Genomic DNA, 19923 nt, shown 5'->3' on the forward strand with positions numbered 1-19923 from the left:
GTCACGCCCTCGCAGTCCGCCTCCTTCAGAATCCCGATAATCTCTTCCTGACTGAACCGCTTCACCTTCATCAAAATCCTCCTTCCCGGTTTTAGAGGATTCTAACATATCAAACGGTCCAGTTTTTGGGGAGCAGGGCAGCGGCTTTTCGGCCAGCTTTATCGGCAGCCGCACCATCACCGTCAATCTGGATCCGGCGGCGGTTCTGGCCGCCACAAAGGACTGGTATGCGGAATGGGTGGCGGGAACCACCTTTGCGTTTACGGCCACCGTGGGGGCCACAGCGGGAAACAAGATGATCCTCACCGCCCCGGCGTTGCAGTTGCAGAACGTCACCACCGGCGACCAGTTGGGCCTTCTCACCGAGCCCATGGAGTGCCTGGCGTGCGGATCGAGCGGGGATGATGAGTTCAAGGTCACGTTTGATACAGACGTGGCCGAGTAAAGATTGACTGAAAACGCGAATAGCTGTGTTGCGCGGCGGGGCCGATTCCGTCACGTACCGTAAGTACGCTTGACTCATCGGCCCCTTGCGCGCCTTGCTCTTCATCGTTTTCAGCCAATCTTTAAATGCCGGGTTACCTACGGTTTAAAAAGGATTGCAACAGCCATGAAAATATTTATTGGACAAAAAGATTTCGATATCCGGGGCCTTACCCGAAAAGAGGTGTTCGGGTTCAAGGGCCGGGGGATCACGTTTCAAAGCGCCCTCGATAAAATGGACGAGGAAAGCCCGGACGTGGACGAGATTCTAAGGGCCTGCACGGGCGAAGACCCGGCGGGCCTCACGCCCCACGAGGCAATGGTCCTCATGGTGGCGGCCTCCAAGCTCACCTTCATGGGGGAAACGGACGCGGGAAACTTTCTGCGGTCGCTTTCGACTGGTTTGCCGGGCGGCTCCGTCGATGCGACCGATGCGAAACCCGAAGACCCGGCTGCGGAAAACGGGGAAGCGTAAAGGGCAAGACCTTTTACGACCGGCGGGGGGAGGTGGCCGCGTGCAGCGGCCACCTGGTAACCCCGGAGTTTGAGGAGGCCATGCAAGCCTACAACTGGCTCCAAAAGGGTTTTTTACCGTTTGGGCCAAGCGTCTGGGAACACCCGAACAGGATGTTGGAAGCGCTGGAAATACTCACCAAGGCGGCGGAAGATGGCGAGAAAAAATGAATTAGAGCTTGTCATAAAGGCCGACGCCGACCGCGCCAAGGCGGCTTTTAAATCTTTTGGGAAAGATGCGGCTGACGCCCTGGATGGCATAAGGTCCAGGGCGTTTTCCGCCCAAACGGCGCTGGTAAGCCTGGCCGGTGGCGTTACTATGGGGGCCATAGCCAAGGGCGGCCTGAATATCGCGGCCAGCTTTGAGCAACTACAAGCATCCTTGAACACCATAACCAAGGGCGAGGGCACTCGCTGGTTTGCGGAGTTAAACAAGTGGGCCATCGAGATGCCCATAAATACCGAGGAGGCTATAAAGGGCTTCTCAAAAATGCGGGCCATGGGTTTAAAGCCCGCCATAGCCGACATGACGGTGCTGGTGGACACCGCCGCCGCCGTGGGCGGCGACAACGTGATGGATTCATTTAATGGGATCGTCACCGCTCTTGGCCAGATGAAAACCAAGGGCAAGGCCAGCGCAGAAGAGCTGATGCAGCTCGCGGAACGCAACGTACCTGTTTTTGAAATTTTACGCGAAAAGCTCAATTTAACTCAGAAAGAGCTGGGCAATATCGGCAACGCGGGCCTTGATGTTGACCTCGTCATAAAGGCGCTTCTTGAGGGCATGGCCGACCGCTTCGGCGGGCAATCGACCAAAATGAACCAGACCTGGAACGGCATGTGGGAGAACATGAAGGCCACCGTGGCCGAATTCTCTCGTTATGTCATTACCGAAGGCGGCGCATTTGAGGAGCTTAAAGGCCAACTGAAAGGCGTGACCGCAGAATTTTCCAGTTGGGCCGAGGTAAATAAGAACCTGATTGCCCAGGAATTGCCGAAATACATCAAGGAAATAACCGACACGGCCAAGGGCATCGTTTCCTTTGTTGACGCGGGTGGTTCCGGTTTGGCCGGGGCCGGGGTACTGGGTTATCTGTTTTTTGGCGCGGGCGGGGCCGCCGCCGTTGTGGCGGGCTTTGCGGCCATCGACGGGGCATCCAAGGCCATTGCCGGGCCGCAAACGGCAAATGCCGTGACCCTGAAAAAGATAGAGGAAATCGAAAAACTGCGGGCCAACCTGGCCAGCGAAGTGAAAATAGGCCCAAGCATTTTCGGCTATTCAAAGGCCGAAATAGCCGAAATGGCGCGCGGCGTGGCCGCCTACGACAGACAGCTTTCGGCCCTCAAAGCAAGCCTTGTCGAAACGAAAAAGGTCGTCGCCTCCACCCCCATAAGCACCGCGCAGGTAATGCGCGGCGACTATTCCGCCGCCCGCGTTGCCGACCCGGAAAAGGCGGTTAAGGAAGCCGAAAAAGCGGCCAAAAAAGCGGCCAGTGCCGCGAAAAAAGCCACCGACGAGGCCGCGAAAGCTACCAAAGACGCGGCCCAGAAATACATGGATGAATGGGGCGGAAACGGGGCCTGGGGCAAAGCCTACGAAGTGGCCGCCGAAGCATCTGTGCAGGCCGAGGAGGACCGCTACGAGGCGTGGAAAGCGGCAAGTGACCGCCACATGGCACAGATCGCACAGGCGGCGGACGACGCTTTCAAGGCCGCCAACCCATCAATGGATGAGATCGAAGCCTGGGCCGCCGATTATACTGGCGCTTATGCTGCCATGTACGCTGATACCGAGGCGCTTTCCAGCCAGCGGTACAATCTGGAGCTTGAACAGCTTCAAAAGCAGCGCAAGGCATTTGTGGACCTTACGGGCGACGAAATAAGCGCCCAGGCCTGGTTCAACGGCAAATCCAAAGCCCTGTGGCGCGACTGGGCCTACACATCCGGCGGGTTTGTGGACGGGGTGAAGGCGGCCTTTGATGAGCTTTCCGACGAGCAGGTGAAGTGGGGCGCTGTCGGTTACGAGGTGGTGCGGGACTTTGCCGAAAACAGCAGGGAGGCTGTATCGAATCTGCTTTTCGACGGCATCACCGGCGAGCTGAAAGACTTCGCGGATTATTGGGAAGCCACCTGGAAATCCATGCTCCGCACCTTTACCGACGTGCTTGCGGACATGGCCGTCAAGTGGGCCACGTCGAAGCTTTTCGGCGCTTCGGGCGGCGGTTCGCTTTCGGTGGGCGGCGTGGCGTCAAGCGCGGGCGGCTCCCTGGTTTCGGGCCTTGCCAACAGCGTTTTGGGCAAGGGCGTTTCCGCCGTGGCGGGCTGGCTCGGCATCGGCGGCGGTACGGGCGCGGGCATCGGGCTTGCCAGCACTGCCGGCACCCTTGGCACCCTGGGCGTGGGCACGCCCGCCCTGGACGCCCTGGCCGCAAGCGTGACGGCAGAAACCGCAGGGGCCGCCGGGGCCATGACGGCGCTCGGAGTCTTGGGCACGGCGGCTGGAATCGGTGCCGCAGTGTTCGCGGTTGGGAAAATCATGGACCAGGTGCTTGGATCTGACCCCACAAAGCCCTGGAGCTTCGACGTTTATCGGGCCGGGGCCGCCGGGCTCGCCGGGCCGCTGGCCATTGGCGGGAACTCCACGGTTACGCCCGATGTGCCCATGACTCCCGAAAACTTCGCCTACTATTCCAGCCCCGCCGGAATGAAGACCTGGCGAAAGGCCATGCTGGCCAAAAACAGGCAGGTGAACGATGCGGTTAAGGCGGCGGGCGTTGAAACCGCCGTCAACATCACCGTCAACGGCGTCGTAACCACCGACGACGTGGGCACCTGGGCGGCTGACCTGGCCGCCAAAAACAACGTGTTCGGCCTCACCAGCTTTGCCAACACCAAAACGGTAAAAGCGGGGCTCCAGTAATGGGCAACACCGTTTTCATAAAAGGCCAGAACATTGCGGCCAATATTTCAAGCGTTTCCAGCCAGGCCGGGCCGCGCTGGCCCGCGCCTTTGGCCGGGGCTTCCAACGCCGGGCAGTTCTCGCCCGGCATAAGCGGCACCCCTGCCGATTACGTTTACAGCGGCACCGCAACCGGCGACGGGGCGGGCGGGGGAACAACGGTTGTGGATTCCGTCCTGGCCGTGTTCGGCGACAACTGGTTTATCGGGGCGACCCTCGCCATCACAAGCGGGGCCTGCTCCGGGGAATCAAAAACTGTAACCGATTTTGCCCAAGCCACCGGAACCCTCACCACGGCGGCCTTTACGGCCCAGATCGTGACGGGCGTAACCTTCACCCTCACCCTTGCCTATTCCAGCCGGGATTTTCGGCTTGAACTCATTGCGGCGGGCGACGCGGGCAACGCCACCTTTAAATTCTCCCACGACGGCGGAACCAACTGGTTCGGGCGCAAAAGCCCGACCGCCACGGGCTGGATAGCGCCCGTTCTTATCTCCGCCGGGCTTTCCACGGATAAGGCCACGGGCATCATCCAGGCCGCCAACGGCGACGTTGTGGCGGTTTACGTTTCAAGCGCCACAATGGCCCGAAGGTCCACAGACGGCGGGCTTACCTGGGGCGCGGAAATCACCATTTTCGGCTCGCATTACCGGCCAAAGCTCTGCCTTTTGTCCTCCGGAAGGCTTTGGTGCTTTGCCCGGGACGACGCGGCCTATTCCGACGACAACGGGCTTACCTGGACCAACCCGGCCCTTACCGGTTTCGGCACCCTCTTATTAAGCGGTGCCGTGGAACTGGCAAACGGCAACCTGGTCGCCTGTGCCGATAACGGAAGCGCCGTTTATGCCCGGATATCCACGGACGGCGGGTTTTCGTGGAGCGACGAAATCACCGTGGCCGCAGACGCCAACGAGCAGGTAAGCTCGGTGATCGAGGTGCTCGCCAACGGCGACGTTGTTATCGCCTATTCCACGGACCAGGACTCGGTTGGCGATTACGAGATCAAGTGCAAAATCAGCTCGGACGGCGGCTCCACCTGGGGCGCGGCAGTGGATGTAATGAACATCCTTTCCGATCTCACCTATCCGGCCCTGGTCAAAGACGTGAACGGCGACATGCTCTGCGTGGCCTGCGAGTCCGGCGGGGGCATGGATATCGTAAACAGTTACGATAACGGCGCTGGCTGGGCCAACCGAAGCAATATCTACGGCGGGGCGGTAAGCTGGAAATGCGCCTGCCTTGCCCTGGTGAACGGGCAGATTTTCGCGGGCTACGAGGACGCCAGCCAGAATTTTTACTTTGTGCGCGCCGGGTTTTGGGAGACCTACGCGGCAAACGCCGCGCCGGTTGCCGTGAATCTGACGCCCCAAACGCTCGCCTGCGGAGCCTCCATCATCTGGAACGGCGGGGCCGGGGTGATCGGCGACACTTTCAGCCTGGAAGCCGCCTACGATTATGGGGCCGAAAACCTGTTTACGGACTCCCCAAGCTCGCCCTGGAGGACGGCAACCGACAACGCGGCCCACACCGTTGTTTTTGACGCCGGGGCAAACGCCCGCTTTTACATTGACGGGGCCGCGATATTTGGATCCAACGTCCGCAAATTGAAAATCCAGATGCACGCCTCCGATTCCTGGGGCGCGCCCTCGGTATCCGAGGAGATTGATCTTTCCATCGCCACAGGGGCCATAGACGCCGTGGCCGCGAACTGGATCAAGGACACGTCACTTTTGGCGGCTTACGTGGATCACGAGCTGGCCGGAAAGTATTTCACCGCCACCAGCGGCACGGATAGCGGCCTCGTGTGGAAAATCGCCGACAACCAGGGCGATTACATCATTCTGGACACCACTACGGCCCACAACCTGGCCAACTCCGACACCTTCGCCATTTACGGCACGCAAAAGGCCAAGACCTTCACGGGCGGGGTTTACCGCTTTGTGCGGGTCTTGATCGAGGCCCAGCAGACAGCCGAAAATTACTACTCGGTGGGCTATCTGGCCGCCGGGCTGGCCGTTACGCTTGCCCATTGTTTTTCAACCGGCTGGGGCCTTACGGACGTTTTGGACCGGGAGCTTATGCGGACTCCCTCCGGAGGACTGATCGCCGTTTCCGGCCCGGCCAAAAAGCGCCGGATATGGACCCTTGTCTGGCCCGCATCCACCACCGCCCGCGCGCAGATCCGCGCCCTGGCCGATATCGTTCTCGGCGGCAACCTGGCCTTTATTCCCAACAGTTCCGCCCTTGCCGATGTTGCCCTGGTAAAAATCACGGGCGATCTGCAATCCACCCAGGCTGTCGGGTCCGCTTTCAACTTTGGGCCTGTGATCCTTGAGGAGGTGCTGTAATGGACGCCCTTTCCGCCGCCCTCAAGGCCGCCCAGCGCGGGCATTTGGTTTTGGAAATAATCGCCCCCAACGGGGACGTTTACCGCTTCGCCGAGCGCGACATCCAGGTGGAGGACACGGGCGGGCCGCGCCTTTTCAAGTGCGCCCTAACGTCCTCGCTCTCCGTGGCCACCAACTTTGATTTCCGCACCCCAAGCTACGCGGTGAGCAAGGTCAACGTGGCCATTCGGAACGACGGGCGCTTGCAGGATGTTGACCTGGACGGCAGCCGGGCCAGCGTTTATCTGTGGGCCGAGGGCCTTACGTGGACGGAAATCGAGGCCGCCGGGCTTCTGTTTTCCGGGGCCTTTTCCATGGACTCCTGGGACCGGTCCATCCTTTCGGCGACCCTGACGGACGATACTTTTGACGGCCTTGGGGAGATTCCGGGGGTGATAATTTCCGCCGATACCTGGCCCGATCACCGGGTTGAGGGTGGGGCCGGGAGCGTGGCGGGTTTGGCCGCGCCCCTGGTGCTGGGCGATTTCCGCCGGGGCGTGCCGCTGGTCTGCGTGGACACGGTCAACTTTAAATATCTTGCGGCCCTTGGCCTGCCCGAATCCACGGACGCCGACTATAACTCGGTGATCGAGGCGGTTTACGATAAAGACGGCGCGGCCATCGGCGCGGCCAATTTCAGCCTTGCCGTGGGGCCGGATGGAGAGGGTAACGTCTGCGCGGTGTTCACGTTTATTGCGGATCAGGCGGCCAGCGAGCCGCTTTCCTGCTCCCTAAAGGGCCTTGCCGATCGAAGCGGCAAGTTTGCTAAAACCGCAGGCGATCTGGTGAGCCATCCGGCTGACCTGGTTCATTATCTCTTGGCCAATTTTTCGCGCCTTACCCCGGATAAAATCGACGTGGGGGCCTTGAAGACCCTTCGTTCGGCCCTCACAGGCGTCAATTTCGGGGCCGTTGTAAACGAGGCGAGCACTGTGCGGGACGTTTCCGCCCGCTTCCTTTCCCAGTGTTCTGCGGCCCTTGTGGCGCGAAGCGGCAAGGTGGGGGCTGTGGGCCTTTTCCCTGACGCAACGGTCAGAAAGGCCATTGATTCAGCCACCCAAAGCATCGCCAGAAGCGCCTCTTTCGCCCGCACGCCCCTTGACATGCTGGCCAACGACATCACCGTCAAATACGCCTACAACCCCTTGCAAAAAGCCTACGAGGGCGTGTTGACGCGCGGGAAAAAGGAGAACGCCGAAGCGGATAAAAGCCAGTTCCGCCACGGCAAAAAGAGCCTGGTCTTGGAGTGTCCGGACGCCCGCGACGCCGACACGGCGGCCACCCTTGCCGACCGGTTTCTGACTCTGAACGCGGGTCGCCACGATCTTTTGGATATAACCCTGCCCATCTGGGAGGGCGCAACCCTGTTGGAGGGCGACGCGGCGGAGATTACCATCCCGGAAGGCCCTTCCGCCGACGGCGCGGGCTGGAACGCGGAAAAAATGATCCTGGTGAGCCGGACCATCACCGGAACGGGGGTCCGGCTAAAGTTCTGGCGGGCCGCGTAGCCCATCACCCCGGCAATCCGCCATATTCCGTCATACCGGCGAAGGCCGGTATCCAGGCTTTTGAATCTTCTTTGAAAGGCCGTTTAAACATGAAAAAAATCCTTCTCGCCCTGCTCCTCCTGGCCCTGGCCATCCCCGGCATGGCCAACGCCGCCGCCACAACCGGCGTGGTGACCCTTCTTAATGCCCAGGCCATCAGCGCCGGGGACACCTACACCAGCTCCACCGTCAACCTTACCAACGCCGAGGGCCTGATAAGCTGGTACATCGAGCTTACGGGCGATGGAACGGCCAGTTTCGTTTATCAGACCAGCAACGACGGCGTTTCGTTCGCCGAACCGGAGGGCGTGACGGCGGTTGTTTCGGGCTTCACCAAGACTTCCGGAGGGAGCGCCAACGGCAAGGCGATGGAGCAGATCAGCGTTGAGTTCGCCCGCTACATGCGTGTCCTTGTCACCGAAACAGGGGGTGCGGAGGCAATAGCGGTCACCCTCAAAATGGCTGTGCGATAACCCGAACCTTCTACCATTATATAAGGAGCCTTCCCCATGCGAATTCTTGCGATCCTTTTCTGCCTTGCCCTCCTGGCCATTTCCTCCCCCGCTTTTGCCGCCGAGCCTGCCACGGCCCTTGTGTGCGAGCAGGCCGCCATTGCGGGTAATTCCACCTATACCAGCGCCCCCATCGGCGTTTCCATGGCCGAGGGCTTTTTCACGCTTTCCGCCCGGCAGGATGGAACCGGCCCCGTCACCATCGGGTATCAGGTCTCCGTCAACGGCCTCGATTGGGCCACGCCCGATGGAGCAGAGGCCATTATCACCGATATGGGCGATGGCATCAGGATCACGGCCTTCGACCCGGTTTACGCGCCCTGGCTGCGGATAATCGTTTCCAACACCGGCACATCCGAGGTGCTGGCAACCGTGCGCGTAGCCTACCGGTAAGGGGGGATCATGCTCGATCGAATCAAAAACGGCACGGCGTTTCTGGTGTTCGCGGTCCTTCTGTGGCTGGCCTGGTTTGTCTGGCCGGGGCCGGTGCGGGCCGCCGACACCCCGCTCATGCCCGTGGATTACGAAACGTCCACCCTGGGTGTCGATTATTCCACCATGCAGGAGTGGGTCGCGGCAAAGGTAGCGGCGGTCGATATGGTCACCGCCCAGAAGGGCCAGGTGTTAATTCTTCCGACCGGCACATACGCCGACTGGTGCGAGATACCCCAAAGCGCAACCACCAACAGTGACTATTTCATCGTCATCAAGGCCGCTGACGGAGCTACGGTAACAATTGCTCCAACGCTCGAAGCACATATTGGCAACTACATTAACACTTATCATTATACGTTTGCGATATGGGCTGACTACACCAAAATTATTAGCATTAACGTCGATTGGTCCGGCGTCAATACCGTTAACCCGACCTACTCGCACACTCCGTTTTTAGGCCATTCAACAGCGGCTTACACGCGCCTTATCAACTGCACCGCCAAAAACGTAAATCCCTCCGGCGGGGCCGGTTATCCGATGCTTTTTTTTAACCAGCCGGGGACAGGGCTCATCAATTGCGCCGTGAGCGGCTCGCCATACGGTTTCCTTTTTGGCAGTGGAACAAGCGAGTGCTTTACATACAACTGTACTTTTCGCGGGCCTGGAATTGGGTATTACAATTCCGGCGCGGTGGCAATATCCAAAAATTGCCTCAACTCCGAGTCCGGCACCTGGACCGGGGACTGGACCAAAACCACCTGCCTGGACGCCACCCCCACGTGGCTTACCGGCACCGAGTTTGATCTGGATCCCGGCGACACAACGGCCCTTGGCCAGGGCACCGACCTTACCGCAGACGGCACCTTTGCCTTCAGTTACGACCGCAACAACGACACCCGCCCGACCCTGTGGTCAGTCGGTGCCGACGATGCCGCCGCAGAGGAGCCCGAACCCGAACCCGAAACCCCGGCAGTGCGCTACAAGCCCTGGGCGCTTGGCCCCTGGGGTGCCGGGCCGTGGAACGGGGCGGGAACGGGTGGGTGGAAATAGAAAAGGAGAGCAGGCAAGGAGGCTTCTTCCCTCCCCACGAATGCGATGCGCTAACATCGCAAACCAGCCGTAGCCGCTGCTCCCCAGCCCTCGAGGGCGAAGGGGATATAGCACCATAGCCACGGCCCCACAAGGGGGAATATGAGCCTTCAAAAAACAGCCGGGACAATCGTTTCCGGCCAGGAAAAGTGGTGGGTCAAACAGGGCCTTGAAAGCCCTGTGGTTTCGGTCGAGGACTTTGAAAAGGGTATGGGGCGCGTGCCGGATGTGGTGGGGGAATTCGGGTATTTTCCCTCCTCCATTTTGGTTCTTTCGCGGCCCAAGGCCCTTTTTGATTATCTGGCGGACGTGGGCCGCCCTCAAAGGCACATCGCCAACGCCTATCACACGCCCATAGGCGCTTCAATCTTCCCGCCAGCGGCGTCATGGTTCTGCATCAAATACTGGAGTTGTAAGGGCGACGTGGTTCTTGACCCCTTCGGCAACCGGGCCAACATCGGCCTTGTGGCCAACTGGCTGGGACGCCGGGTGATTTTAAACGACATCGCCCCGTCCTACTGCCGTATGATGGAGGACGCCGGAGAGCGCCGCGTAAATCAGGATCTGCCCTGGACGGTTTTCAACCGCGACGCCGCAAACCTTTCCGAAATCCCCGATTCCAGCGTCGATCTTATTCTTACCGGCCCGCCTTACCACAACGTGGAGCCGTATGAAAAGGTGCCCGGCCAGGCCAGCAGCTTTCGGACCTACGCTCAATTTCTGGCCTGGTATGGCCGCGTAGCGGCCGAATTGCACCGCCTGATAAAGCCTCAGGGCTACTGCATTTATAAGGTGGGAGACTGGCGCGTAAAAGGCCGCATCGTGCCCTTTACCTATGACACGCAACGGGTTTTCGCCGAAGCCGGATTTATTTTGCACGATGTTCTGATCTGCGTGGAGCCCGCGCCTTTGGGCGGAGGCTGGTCATGGGCTTCAAAATGGCGTTCGCGCTACGTTTCAAAGGCACATCAGACCGTTTTTGTCTGGCGCAAAGAGGACATTTGACCATGCGCATTATCCGCCTTCCAAACGTCAAAACCATAAGGGCCGAGGTGATCCGAGACAGGCTTCCGCCCGGAACCAGGCGCATTGTCTGCCTTTCCTGCGGCAACGCCACCAGGGCGCTTGAGGGCGTTATAAAAGGCGTTCCGGTCATAAAGCTGGATTCCGAAAGCCCGGTTTCAGCCCGCCGGGAACTTTCGGCCCAGGAGATTCAAACCTATTTTGGACCGGAAAGTTTTAACGCCACAAGCGGTTATCTGCCCTTGGATTTGACAGCCGAAATCGGGCAGCGCCTCATGGCATATATACCGGAACTTCTGGAGGGCGACCGTCTTTACGTGCCCTGCGGAAGCGGGGAAACCATAGCGGCCCTGTCAAATTACATTCCTTTGGCCCGCATGACCGCCGTAAGCGCCCTTTATCCGCCCATAGAGGCAATGGGGCCGCTTTACCGCTGGCTCGCCGCAAACATGAAAACCGTCAACGTGGGCCGGGTGAATTCGGTCGCCGAGGCTCTCAGGCTTGCCGCCAGAGGCAAGGGTTTTGCTTTGTGCTGGGAGTGATGACTTCATACGTATTTTGTGGTATGAATGCCCCCTAAACAAGGGGGCTACCACAATGGCAAACGAAGAACATCTCGCAATACTCAGGCAGGGCGTCGAGGTCTGGAATAAATGGCGGGAGGACAACCCTGATATAAGGCCGGATCTTGAGGAGGCTGATTTTGCCGGAGCCGACCTGTCCGAAATTGATCTCGGCAACGCATACCTGTTAAAAGCCAACCTGAAGGGGGCGAATCTCTTCAAAGCCTACCTCCATCATGCTTATCTCAGCGAGGCGGACCTTACGGGGGCCAACCTTTGCGAAGCAAACCTTGCCGAATCGGATTTGGTGGGGGCTTATGCCAATGGGGCGGACTTCGCCGATGCGGAACTTAGGCATGCCGAGATTTGGGATGCGAACTTCAGCGGGGCGGATCTAAGTTGTGCGTCGCTTTTTAGTTCAGACCTTGGTTATACAAACTTTAGCAAGGCAAACTTGCGGCAAGCGGACATCAGTAAAGCAGACCTCCATTTTACAGATCTTGGAGGAGCCAAGCTTTGCGAGGCGAATTTTGAGGAAGCGAACCTTAACCTGACGAACCTGCGCGGGGCGGATCTTGAAAACGCAAACCTGCAATATGCCGATTTGGGCCGGGCTGACCTGCGCCTTGCAAACCTCAAAGGGGCCGACCTCCGCAATGCAAGGCTGAACGGGGCGGCATTGTTAACCACATGTTTCGAAAACGTGAAACTTGCCTGGACCTCCTTTTCATTCATGGACTTAAGACAGGCCAAGGGTCTTGATACCGCCTTCCATTTCGCTCCCTCCCATGTGGACATCCACACCCTGTATCGTTCAGAAGGCGAGATTCCCGAAGCCTTTTTGAAGGGCGCGGGAATCGGCTCCAAATTCATATCCCGCATCCCGTCAAGTTTTTCGGGCAAGCCGGTCCGGGCTTATTCCTGCTTCATCTGTCACTCCAGCAAGGACAGGGATTTTTTGGAAAAACTGCGGTCCGATCTTTACGCAAACGCTTTTGAATGCTGGCTGGAGCTTTCGCCCAAGGAAGACGGGCCTTGGCGCGCTATAGAAATGGAGGAGATGGCAACCCGCTTCGACAAGCTGTTGCTCGTTCTTTCGGATACCAGCCTTGGCGAAAATTGGATCGATGGTCAGCTCCTCGGCCTGATCCGCGAGGATGAGGACAGAAATAATCGCCGCAAGCTCTTCTCAATCCGGCTGGCGGACGAGGATGCGGTTGGTGCCTGGAAATGCGATGACAGAGGAAAGGACATGGCCGCCTGGGTCCGTGAGGGGGCCATCCACGATTTTTCAACCTGGAAGGACCACGGATCTTATACGAGGGCCTTTGACAGACTTTTAAAAGACCTTCAGGCCGAACCCAAGACCAATCCGATAATAAATGAAGATTTAACGGGCTATCAAGGCGGGTAAAAAGGGGTTTAAACTGGTCGCAAATCAACCATAAATCAGTCCCAAATCAACCGGCGCGTTACAGGAAGCGGGAAAATTTTAAAGTGGGGACAGAGTGGGGACAAAATAGCAAATATTTTAAAAAGGGGCTACGGCCTAAGCCGTAACCCCTTGATATAATTGGTACGCCTGGAGGGAGTCGAACCCCCGGCCTACGGATTAGAAGTCCGTTGCTCTATCCAGCTGAGCTACAGGCGCTAAATATTGAATATTTTGAACTTGCGGATATCGTTCCATGATGAGCGCAAGCCTGCCGAGCCTCAAACATAAAAATTGCAGACATAAACACAAGAAATTGAAAACATATAACCACAAGAAATTATAGATAAACACAAGAAATTGAAAATAAAACACAAAAAAAGAGACATCAACTCAATATTAAGCTGAACATGTTCCTTTTCCTTTTTCAAGGAAAGCCCTATGGGGGAAAAAGCGCCCCGATCTTCCTCAGCCACTATTTTCCGTAAAGCGGAGAATGGAAATAAATTGCGCCCCGATAATAAATTGAAAACACAAATACAAAAAAATGTAGCTGCAAGCCAAAATAGTGTCGTCCGAGCCCAAAAAAATGGAGGCCACGCCCCAAAAAGTTGAGGAAAGGGCCTGAAAACAAAGGCGCTGCTCTCGAAACTGGACACGCGGGCCTAAAAGTTTTTCCGAGCCGTTGCATACAATAAGCGCAACGCTTTTGTCCAATAAAAATCCTGGCCGAAGATTAACTTGCTCAACTTCCGCGTTTTCCCGCCATAATTTCAAGGCCCTGTCAAATTATGCGCATGAAGGACGGGTTTGTGAAGAAAGGGCCGGATTCGGTAGCGTATGTCAATCAGCAGTCAGGAAAAGGTTGAAAAGGAAACTTGCAGGCGATGGGGCGGACTTTGCGTGCTGGACTTTGGCGCGATTTCGTGTATTTTTATAGGATATCGGATATGCGCCGGAAGCGTTCCTTTGCGCCCAACCCATAATTTAAATGGAAAACAGAAAGCCATGAAACACGCCCGGATTTTCGCTGCGGCCCTCGCCCTGCTGATTCTGGCCGCGCCGTCCTACGCCTACGAATCATCCATCTACGGAAGTAACACCCACGTGCTGGGCCTTAACGACACCAAGGGCGACGCACGCATCCTTTGCTACTCGGGGCTTGTGAAATCGCTCTGCCAGAGGGTGGCGCAAGCCCTTTCGAGAGACCCGGCCATTGTATCCGCAGGAGTGACCAAAGACGAGCTTTTTTCAAAGCTCCCGTTTCTGTTGAAGGTCGAGGTGATGGGGGAATCCTTCGGCGTTCACGGTGACGACATAGCCCTTACCATGAACGGCAGGGCGGACGTGAGCACGGTCGCCATAACCGCAGCCATGGTCCGCATGAAGGGAGACGTGGCTTATCGGGCGGAAGTCGCGGCGGGGCTCGAAAAATTCGCCCGCCTGGAAAGGGACGTGCGCAGCCATCAGGCCCGGCTTTCAGCCGAAACTACGGGCCTGGCCGTTCCTGTCGCCAGTCCTGCGGCAAATCCCGCAGTTTCCATTGCCGCCTCCCAGCCTTCGGGAACAAGCCCGGTGGCGGCGGTTGCCGTGGCGGCTCCCGTGACCGCGTCCGGCCCGGTCCTGGCGGCCCCGGTTGTTCCTGCAGCAATGCCCGCGCCCGGTGTGGAAATCCCGAAAGCTCCGGCTTTCGCCGTTGCGACTGCTCCGCCGGTTGCCGAAGCCGCCGTGATGGACGAAAAGGCCGTTTTCCCGATGTCCTTTCCCGCAGCCGAGGCTCCCGAAGCCCTGTACACCCTCCGCTCCGGGATGAGCTACAGGGACATGCTGGAAACCGCCGGAGCCCCGGCCCAGAGGTCGGAATGCGGAAACAAGGTCTTCTACAACTACGCCAACGTCTGGGTCTATTTCAACGACGGGGAGCTTGTGGGCTACCTTCTGATGGAAAACTGGAAGGGGCCGTGCCATCCTTATGTTGGCTTCATGGGGGAAATACTCTACTTCTAACGCATGTCTGAAAACGCGAGCTGCGCTGACACAGCAGCTCGCGTTTTCAGACATGCTTGATATTCAGCCTTTTTCAATGGGCTGATAGATTTGGCCATCAGTCATGCATCGTTCATTTCCCCGCCCCGACTTTGTCTCCTGGTTCTGGGCCGCGCTTTCAGGGCTTTTGCTGGCTGCGGCCTTTCCCAAGACCGGCTGGGACTTCCTTTCATGGGCGGCTCTGGTTCCCCTGTTCTGGGCCGTTAACCGCAAGACTCCCAGCCAGGCGGCCCGCTTGGGCCTTGTTTTCGGGGTGGTCCATTTTTCACTGGTGGTTTATTGGGTCGTCATCGCCATGACCGTTTACGGCGGCGTGTCATATTTGCTTGCAGGGCCGATTCTGATTCTGATGGCCGCGTTCCTGGGCCTTTACCCGGCCATGTTCTGCCTTGTGACCCGCTGGTGCGCCGCAACCCCCATGCTCTTTCTGGTTGCCGCGCCTGCGAGCTGGGTGGGCCTTGAGTTCGTGCGCCTTCATTTTCTGACCGGTTTTCCCTGGTGCAGTGTCGGCCACGCCTTCTACATGCGCACGAGCCTTATACAGATTGCGGACATCACGGGCGTTTACGGGCTTTCGTACCTCGTAGTGCTCGTGAATGCGGCCATCTTCGTTGCCCTGTGCACGGCCCGGAAAATCCCCGTGTTCGGGCGGAACGCCTCCTTCAAAACAGCGGTTTTCGGGCTTGGGACGGCGCTGGTCCTTCTTTCCGGGGTCCTGGGTTACGGAAAATGGCGAATGGCGGAGACGGACGCCCTGGCCGCCAAGGTCGAAAAGGTCAAGGTTGCGGTCATCCAGGGCAACATCGATCAGGCCGTGAAGTGGGACCCCTCCTATCAGGCCGCCACCATTGAAAAATACGAGGCCCTTACAAGGCTTGCATCGAGGGGAAAGCCCGACATCGTTATCTGGCCCGAAAGCGCCATGCCCTTTCATTTTTTGCGGGAGAGCCTTTACACGGAAGATGTTTTGGCGCTTGCGCGGGAAACCGGTGCCAGCCTCCTTGCCGGGAGCCCCTATTGCGAGCCTGACGGTGAAGGCTGGAGGTGCTTCAACCGCGCCTATCTCGTCTCCCCGGATGGTTCCGTAACCGGCCACTACGACAAGGTCCACCTGGTTCCCTGGGGCGAATACGTGCCCCTTAAAAAATGGATGCCCTTCATCGAAAAGCTGACACAGGAAGTGGGGGATTTCGAGCCGGGCCAGCCGGGCAGGGTGCTTTATGCGGGAAAAGCCAAAATCGGCCTTGGAATCTGCTACGAGATAATTTTCCCGGCGCTTTCACGCAAGCAGGTGGAGAACGGGGCAAACATTCTGGCCACCATAACCAACGACGCCTGGTACGACCGCTCTTCCGCCGCTTACCAGCATTTTGCGATAGCCTCCTTCAGGGCGGTTGAAAACAGGCGGGCACTGGCAAGGGCCGCGAATACAGGCATTTCAGGTTTCGTGGACCCATGCGGAAGAATCGGCCAAACCACCGCCCTTTTCACCGACGCCTGGGCCGTGGTGAAACTCCCCCTTCTTGAAAGCCGGACCGTCTACAGCCGTGTGGGGGACCTGTTCTCCTGGCTCTGCGCCATATCCGCCCTTTTCCTCATTCTTTTGGGCTTCAAAAAGCGCCTCGATTCGTGATATGGCGTAAGGCAGGCATTTGCACCCGCGTCGGATCGAACGATCCGTTCATCATTCAATATTTGGAATTGGAGGACATCATGGATTTGGAACTCGCAGTCAAGGAACTTTCCGCCAAACTCGACCGGCTCAAGGAGCATCTTTGACGTAGCCGGAAAGGAGCTTCGGCTTCACGAAATAGATTCCCTGATGGCAAAGGACAATTTCTGGGACGACCAGGAAAAATCCACGGCCCTTATGCGTGAGCGCACCGACGCGGTGAACGCCGTTGATGGCTGGAAGGCGCTTTTCTCCTCACTTGCCGATGCTACGGTTCTTCTGGAGCTCGCCCGTGAGGAAAAGGACGAGGAGTCCCTGTCCGAGGTTGAAAAGGAGTTCACCCGCATAGACGCCCAAATCCGGGCGCTTACCCTAAGCCGGATGCTTTCCGGGGCGGATGATTCGCTGGGCGCGATAGTCTCGGTTAACGCCGGGGCAGGGGGCACCGACGCCCAGGACTGGGCCGAGATGCTGCTTCGCATGTATCTGCGCTGGACCGAGCGCAAGGGCTACAAGACCGAGGTGGTGGACCTCCAGCCTGGCGACGAGGCTGGCATCAAGAGCGCCACCTTCACCGTGGAGGGCTTGAACGCTTACGGATATCTCAAGCTGGAGGAGGGCGTCCACCGGCTGGTGCGCATCTCGCCCTTCAACGCGGCGGCCAAGCGGCAGACCTCCTTCGCCTCGGTTTCGGTGTTTCCCGAAGTGGAAAACAATTTCGACGTGGCCATAGAGGAAAAGGACATCCGCATAGACGTTTTCAGGGCCAGCGGCGCGGGCGGCCAGCACGTCAATAAAACCAGCTCCGCCATCCGCATAGTGCATCTTCCCACGGGAATAGTGGTTTCGTGCCAGCAGGAAAAAAGCCAGCACCGCAACAAGGATTTGGCCATGAAGGTTCTAAAGGCCAGGCTCTACAAGCGTGAGAAGGAAAAGCACGAAAAGAAGATGCAGGACGCCTACGAGATGAAAGACGACATAGCCTGGGGCAACCAGATACGCTCCTACGTGCTTCATCCGTACCAGATGGCCAAGGACCACCGGATAAAACTGGAAGTGAGCAACGTAAATTCGGTTCTGGACGGAGACCTGGACCAGTTCATGGAGGGCATACTAATGGCCGGGTTGTCCGACTAGCGCCCGTATAAAAACGCGAACTGCTGTGTCAGGCATCGCATCCCGGCTCGGTCACGTATAAAAGAGTACGCTCCCTCGCCGCTCGCTTGCCTTCCTTGCATTTCATCGCGTTTTTGAAAATTGACATCCAGGCTTGGTTTTCAGCCGTTTGTCCCGGTCTGTTAAAAGAGTCCGCCACCAAGCACGATACTCGCAAGAATACCACTTCGGGAAAAGGAGAGGAGCAGCCATGAACGAGAACTGGATAGCTCCATGCGGCCTGTGGTGCGGGGCATGCGGAATCGCCGTGGCCCATGCGTCGGGGAACGAGCGGCTGAAGGAAAAGCTGGCCCCGGTTTACGGCGTAGCGCCTTCGGACATGGTCTGCGAGGGTTGCCGCTCGGAAAACCGCTTCGTGTTTTGCCAGGCCTGCGCCATACGCTCCTGCACCGAACAAAAGGGCTACAAGGGTTGCTTCGAGTGCAACGATTTCCCCTGCGCCACGGTGAGCGAATTCCCCCACCCGGTGGCCCGCAAGGTGATGCTCCGTGCGGTTCCGCGCTGGAGGGAACTGGGGACCGCCGCCTGGATAGCGGAAGAAGAAGCCCGCTACGCATGCCCCGGCTGCGGCGCGCGCCTCATGAGGGGCCAGGGCCGCTGCCCCGGATGCAAGGAGCCGGTGAACCCGGACTGACGGCGTGGATTCCACAAGACTCGTAAGCCTTCATCCCCATGTTTTGGGGGACGCCTTCATCAGGCTCTCGCCCGGAAAGATTTTTTCCGGCCATGAGATTGATCTTTTGAGCAGGGCAGGGGCCGTGGTGGTGCCCCAGAACGTGAAGGCATGGCAGTACCGCGAGATCGCGTCCCTTTGCCCACGGGTTTTTCCCGATTACCGTAACCGCTTCGGGTTCGAGGGAAAATGCGGAAATCTGGCGCTCTTCGAGAAATTCGGACTTCCTCATCCCGAAACCAGGGCTTACGGCAACGCGGAAGATTTCCAGACCGCGCATCCGAAAAGGCCGCCCTTCGGCTTTCCCTTCGTTATGAAGGCTGATCGGGGCGGCGGCGGAAACGGCGTCTTTCTCATCGGAAATGATGAAGACCTAAAGGCCGCCCTTGCCCTCTTGGGCTCCCGGCCTTTCGTGGCCCAGAAATTCGTGGACCACCAGGGGGCGGACCTTCGGGTTGTGATTCTGGGTGACGCCCTCTACCCCTACTGGCGGGTGCAGGACGACAGAACGGAGTTCCGCAACAACGTTGGGCGCGGAGCCCGCATCTCCCATGATTTCGAGCCCGGCCTGACCGATCTGGGCATAAGAGCGGCGGCCATGCTTGGAACGAGGGCGGGAATCGACTGCGCAGCCGTTGACGTTCTTTTCGACCGGGGTTCAAAGGCTCCCAAAGCGCTTCTGGGCGAGGTGAATTTCGTGTTCGGGCGAAAGGGCATGGGCGGAACTAATCGTTTTCGTGAACTTTTCAGGCAGGCCGTCAACCGATGGACCCGATAGACGTCATACAAAACTTTTACGACAAGGGCAGCAAGTCCTACCGGGTGCTTGTGGAGCACAGCCGACAGGTGGCGGACCTTGCCGTAAACATAGCGGTGCGCCTTCAACTTTCCGAGTCGTCCCGCACCTTTATATATGAAGCCGCCATGCTGCACGACGTGGGCATCATAGGCACGGACGCCCCCAAGCTGGGCTGTTTCGGGGATGACCCGTACATCAGGCATGGGGTCATCGGTCGGGCCATGCTGGAAGGCATGGGGCTTGACGCCCACGCCCTGGTGTGCGAACGTCACGTTGGGCTTGGAATCACCGCCTCGGAAATCGCCCTGCGGAAACTGCCCCTGCCGTGGAGGGAGATGGCCCCCCTAAGCCTGGCGGAGGAGATAGTCTGCTACGCGGACAAGTTCTTCTCCAAAAACGGAAACGCGGGCGGCGTGAAAAAGAGCCCGGAAGCCATAGAGGAATCCTTCAGGCGCTACGGCGTCGAGAGCCTGGGCCGCTTCGCCCTGTGGCGGCAAAGGTTTGGAGAACCCGGCTGAGAGGCTTTTTGCGGGTGGAAGGCGCTATGCCGCTTCGCCCTGGCCGGGTTATTTCCGGTAATTTTTTACAATGGTCAAAAAAAACTTGCCGTTTGG

17 protein-coding genes and 1 tRNA gene are annotated in these 19923 nt (G+C 58.3%); 17 read left to right on the forward strand and 1 reads right to left on the reverse strand.

Translation table 11 applies throughout. The annotated features are described in order from the left end of the window. Nucleotides 1–238: 238 nt before the first annotated feature. From HZB23_15525 to HZB23_15575, 11 genes are all read left to right on the forward strand, one after another. A complete protein-coding gene (locus HZB23_15525) occupies nt 239–445 on the forward strand; it encodes a hypothetical protein (protein ID MBI5846067.1) in 207 nt (68 codons plus the stop codon). A 165-nt stretch (nt 446–610) separates the two neighbouring features. Next, nucleotides 611–958 (forward strand): hypothetical protein, encoded by a 348-nt coding sequence (locus tag HZB23_15530; GenBank protein ID MBI5846068.1) that lies wholly within the window; start codon nt 611–613, stop codon nt 956–958. A 192-nt stretch (nt 959–1150) separates the two neighbouring features. Further along, complete coding sequence (locus tag HZB23_15535) at nt 1151–3916, forward strand: tape measure protein (GenBank protein MBI5846069.1); 2766 nt, start codon at nt 1151–1153, stop codon at nt 3914–3916. Further along, a complete protein-coding gene (locus HZB23_15540; GenBank protein MBI5846070.1) occupies nt 3916–6303 on the forward strand; it encodes an exo-alpha-sialidase in 2388 nt (795 codons plus the stop codon). The genes HZB23_15535 and HZB23_15540 overlap by 1 nt, the downstream gene beginning before the upstream one ends. Beyond that, complete coding sequence (locus HZB23_15545) at nt 6303–7850, forward strand: hypothetical protein (protein ID MBI5846071.1); 1548 nt, start codon at nt 6303–6305, stop codon at nt 7848–7850. Before HZB23_15540 ends, HZB23_15545 begins: the two co-directional genes overlap by 1 nt. 89 nt (nt 7851–7939) lie before the next feature. Then, nucleotides 7940–8362, forward strand: coding sequence for a hypothetical protein (locus HZB23_15550; GenBank protein MBI5846072.1), 423 nt, complete (start codon nt 7940–7942; stop codon nt 8360–8362). 36 nt (nt 8363–8398) lie between these two features. Beyond that, nucleotides 8399–8794 carry a hypothetical protein gene (locus tag HZB23_15555; GenBank protein ID MBI5846073.1) on the forward strand — a complete coding sequence of 132 codons (396 nt, stop codon included), beginning with the start codon at nt 8399–8401 and terminating at the stop codon, nt 8792–8794. Nucleotides 8795–8803: 9 nt separating this feature from the next. Next, entirely contained in the window at nt 8804–9886 is a 1083-nt protein-coding gene (locus HZB23_15560) for a hypothetical protein (protein ID MBI5846074.1), read from the forward strand. Between the two features lie 141 nt (nt 9887–10027). Next, nucleotides 10028–10930 (forward strand): hypothetical protein, encoded by a 903-nt coding sequence (locus tag HZB23_15565; GenBank protein MBI5846075.1) that lies wholly within the window; start codon nt 10028–10030, stop codon nt 10928–10930. Nucleotides 10931–10932: 2 nt separating this feature from the next. Then, nucleotides 10933–11490, forward strand: a complete 558-nt coding sequence (locus HZB23_15570) for a hypothetical protein (protein ID MBI5846076.1) — start codon at nt 10933–10935, stop codon at nt 11488–11490. Between the two features lie 55 nt (nt 11491–11545). Next, entirely contained in the window at nt 11546–12925 is a 1380-nt protein-coding gene (locus HZB23_15575) for a toll/interleukin-1 receptor domain-containing protein (GenBank protein ID MBI5846077.1), read from the forward strand. A gap of 160 nt (nt 12926–13085) precedes the next feature. Here the strand turns inward: HZB23_15575 and HZB23_15580 are convergent. Next, nucleotides 13086–13162, reverse strand: a tRNA-Arg gene (locus tag HZB23_15580). A 789-nt stretch (nt 13163–13951) separates the two neighbouring features. On the opposite strand from HZB23_15580, the gene HZB23_15585 reads away from it, so the two are divergent. From HZB23_15585 to HZB23_15610, 6 genes are all read left to right on the forward strand, one after another. After that, nucleotides 13952–14950 carry a hypothetical protein gene (locus HZB23_15585; GenBank protein MBI5846078.1) on the forward strand — a complete coding sequence of 333 codons (999 nt, stop codon included), beginning with the start codon at nt 13952–13954 and terminating at the stop codon, nt 14948–14950. Between the two features lie 103 nt (nt 14951–15053). Continuing rightward, nucleotides 15054–16622, forward strand: coding sequence for an apolipoprotein N-acyltransferase (lnt, locus tag HZB23_15590; GenBank protein MBI5846079.1), 1569 nt, complete (start codon nt 15054–15056; stop codon nt 16620–16622). 80 nt (nt 16623–16702) lie between these two features. After that, a protein-coding gene (gene prfB / locus HZB23_15595; GenBank protein MBI5846080.1) for a peptide chain release factor 2 occupies nt 16703–17798 on the forward strand; the annotation gives its coding sequence in 2 pieces (ribosomal slippage) (nt 16703–16765 and nt 16767–17798; 1095 coding nt in all). Between the two features lie 229 nt (nt 17799–18027). After that, nucleotides 18028–18471 carry a DUF3795 domain-containing protein gene (locus HZB23_15600; GenBank protein MBI5846081.1) on the forward strand — a complete coding sequence of 148 codons (444 nt, stop codon included), beginning with the start codon at nt 18028–18030 and terminating at the stop codon, nt 18469–18471. A 4-nt stretch (nt 18472–18475) separates the two neighbouring features. Further along, nucleotides 18476–19288 carry a hypothetical protein gene (locus HZB23_15605; protein MBI5846082.1) on the forward strand — a complete coding sequence of 271 codons (813 nt, stop codon included), beginning with the start codon at nt 18476–18478 and terminating at the stop codon, nt 19286–19288. After that, complete coding sequence (locus HZB23_15610; GenBank protein MBI5846083.1) at nt 19276–19827, forward strand: HD domain-containing protein; 552 nt, start codon at nt 19276–19278, stop codon at nt 19825–19827. Before HZB23_15605 ends, HZB23_15610 begins: the two co-directional genes overlap by 13 nt. Nucleotides 19828–19923: the final 96 nt, after the last annotated feature.

The organism is Deltaproteobacteria bacterium, assembly GCA_016235345.1.
In the GTDB taxonomy this organism is placed as follows: Bacteria; Desulfobacterota; Desulfobacteria; order Desulfobacterales; family Desulfatibacillaceae; genus JACRLG01.

Bases quoted from the DNA above. Each gene is read 5' to 3' on its own strand.
- HZB23_15530 (MBI5846068.1), top strand. From the start codon at position 611: ATGAAAATATTTATTGGACAAAAAGATTTCGATATCCGGGGCCTTACC.
- HZB23_15535 (MBI5846069.1), top strand. From the start codon at position 1,151: ATGGCGAGAAAAAATGAATTAGAGCTTGTCATAAAGGCCGACGCCGAC.
- HZB23_15540 (MBI5846070.1), top strand. From the start codon at position 3,916: ATGGGCAACACCGTTTTCATAAAAGGCCAGAACATTGCGGCCAATATT.
- HZB23_15545 (MBI5846071.1), top strand. From the start codon at position 6,303: ATGGACGCCCTTTCCGCCGCCCTCAAGGCCGCCCAGCGCGGGCATTTG.
- HZB23_15550 (MBI5846072.1), top strand. From the start codon at position 7,940: ATGAAAAAAATCCTTCTCGCCCTGCTCCTCCTGGCCCTGGCCATCCCC.
- HZB23_15555 (MBI5846073.1), top strand. From the start codon at position 8,399: ATGCGAATTCTTGCGATCCTTTTCTGCCTTGCCCTCCTGGCCATTTCC.
- HZB23_15560 (MBI5846074.1), top strand. From the start codon at position 8,804: ATGCTCGATCGAATCAAAAACGGCACGGCGTTTCTGGTGTTCGCGGTC.
- HZB23_15565 (MBI5846075.1), top strand. From the start codon at position 10,028: ATGAGCCTTCAAAAAACAGCCGGGACAATCGTTTCCGGCCAGGAAAAG.
- HZB23_15570 (MBI5846076.1), top strand. From the start codon at position 10,933: ATGCGCATTATCCGCCTTCCAAACGTCAAAACCATAAGGGCCGAGGTG.
- HZB23_15575 (MBI5846077.1), top strand. From the start codon at position 11,546: ATGGCAAACGAAGAACATCTCGCAATACTCAGGCAGGGCGTCGAGGTC.
- HZB23_15585 (MBI5846078.1), top strand. From the start codon at position 13,952: ATGAAACACGCCCGGATTTTCGCTGCGGCCCTCGCCCTGCTGATTCTG.
- lnt (MBI5846079.1), top strand. From the start codon at position 15,054: ATGCATCGTTCATTTCCCCGCCCCGACTTTGTCTCCTGGTTCTGGGCC.
- HZB23_15600 (MBI5846081.1), top strand. From the start codon at position 18,028: ATGAACGAGAACTGGATAGCTCCATGCGGCCTGTGGTGCGGGGCATGC.
- HZB23_15610 (MBI5846083.1), top strand. From the start codon at position 19,276: ATGGACCCGATAGACGTCATACAAAACTTTTACGACAAGGGCAGCAAG.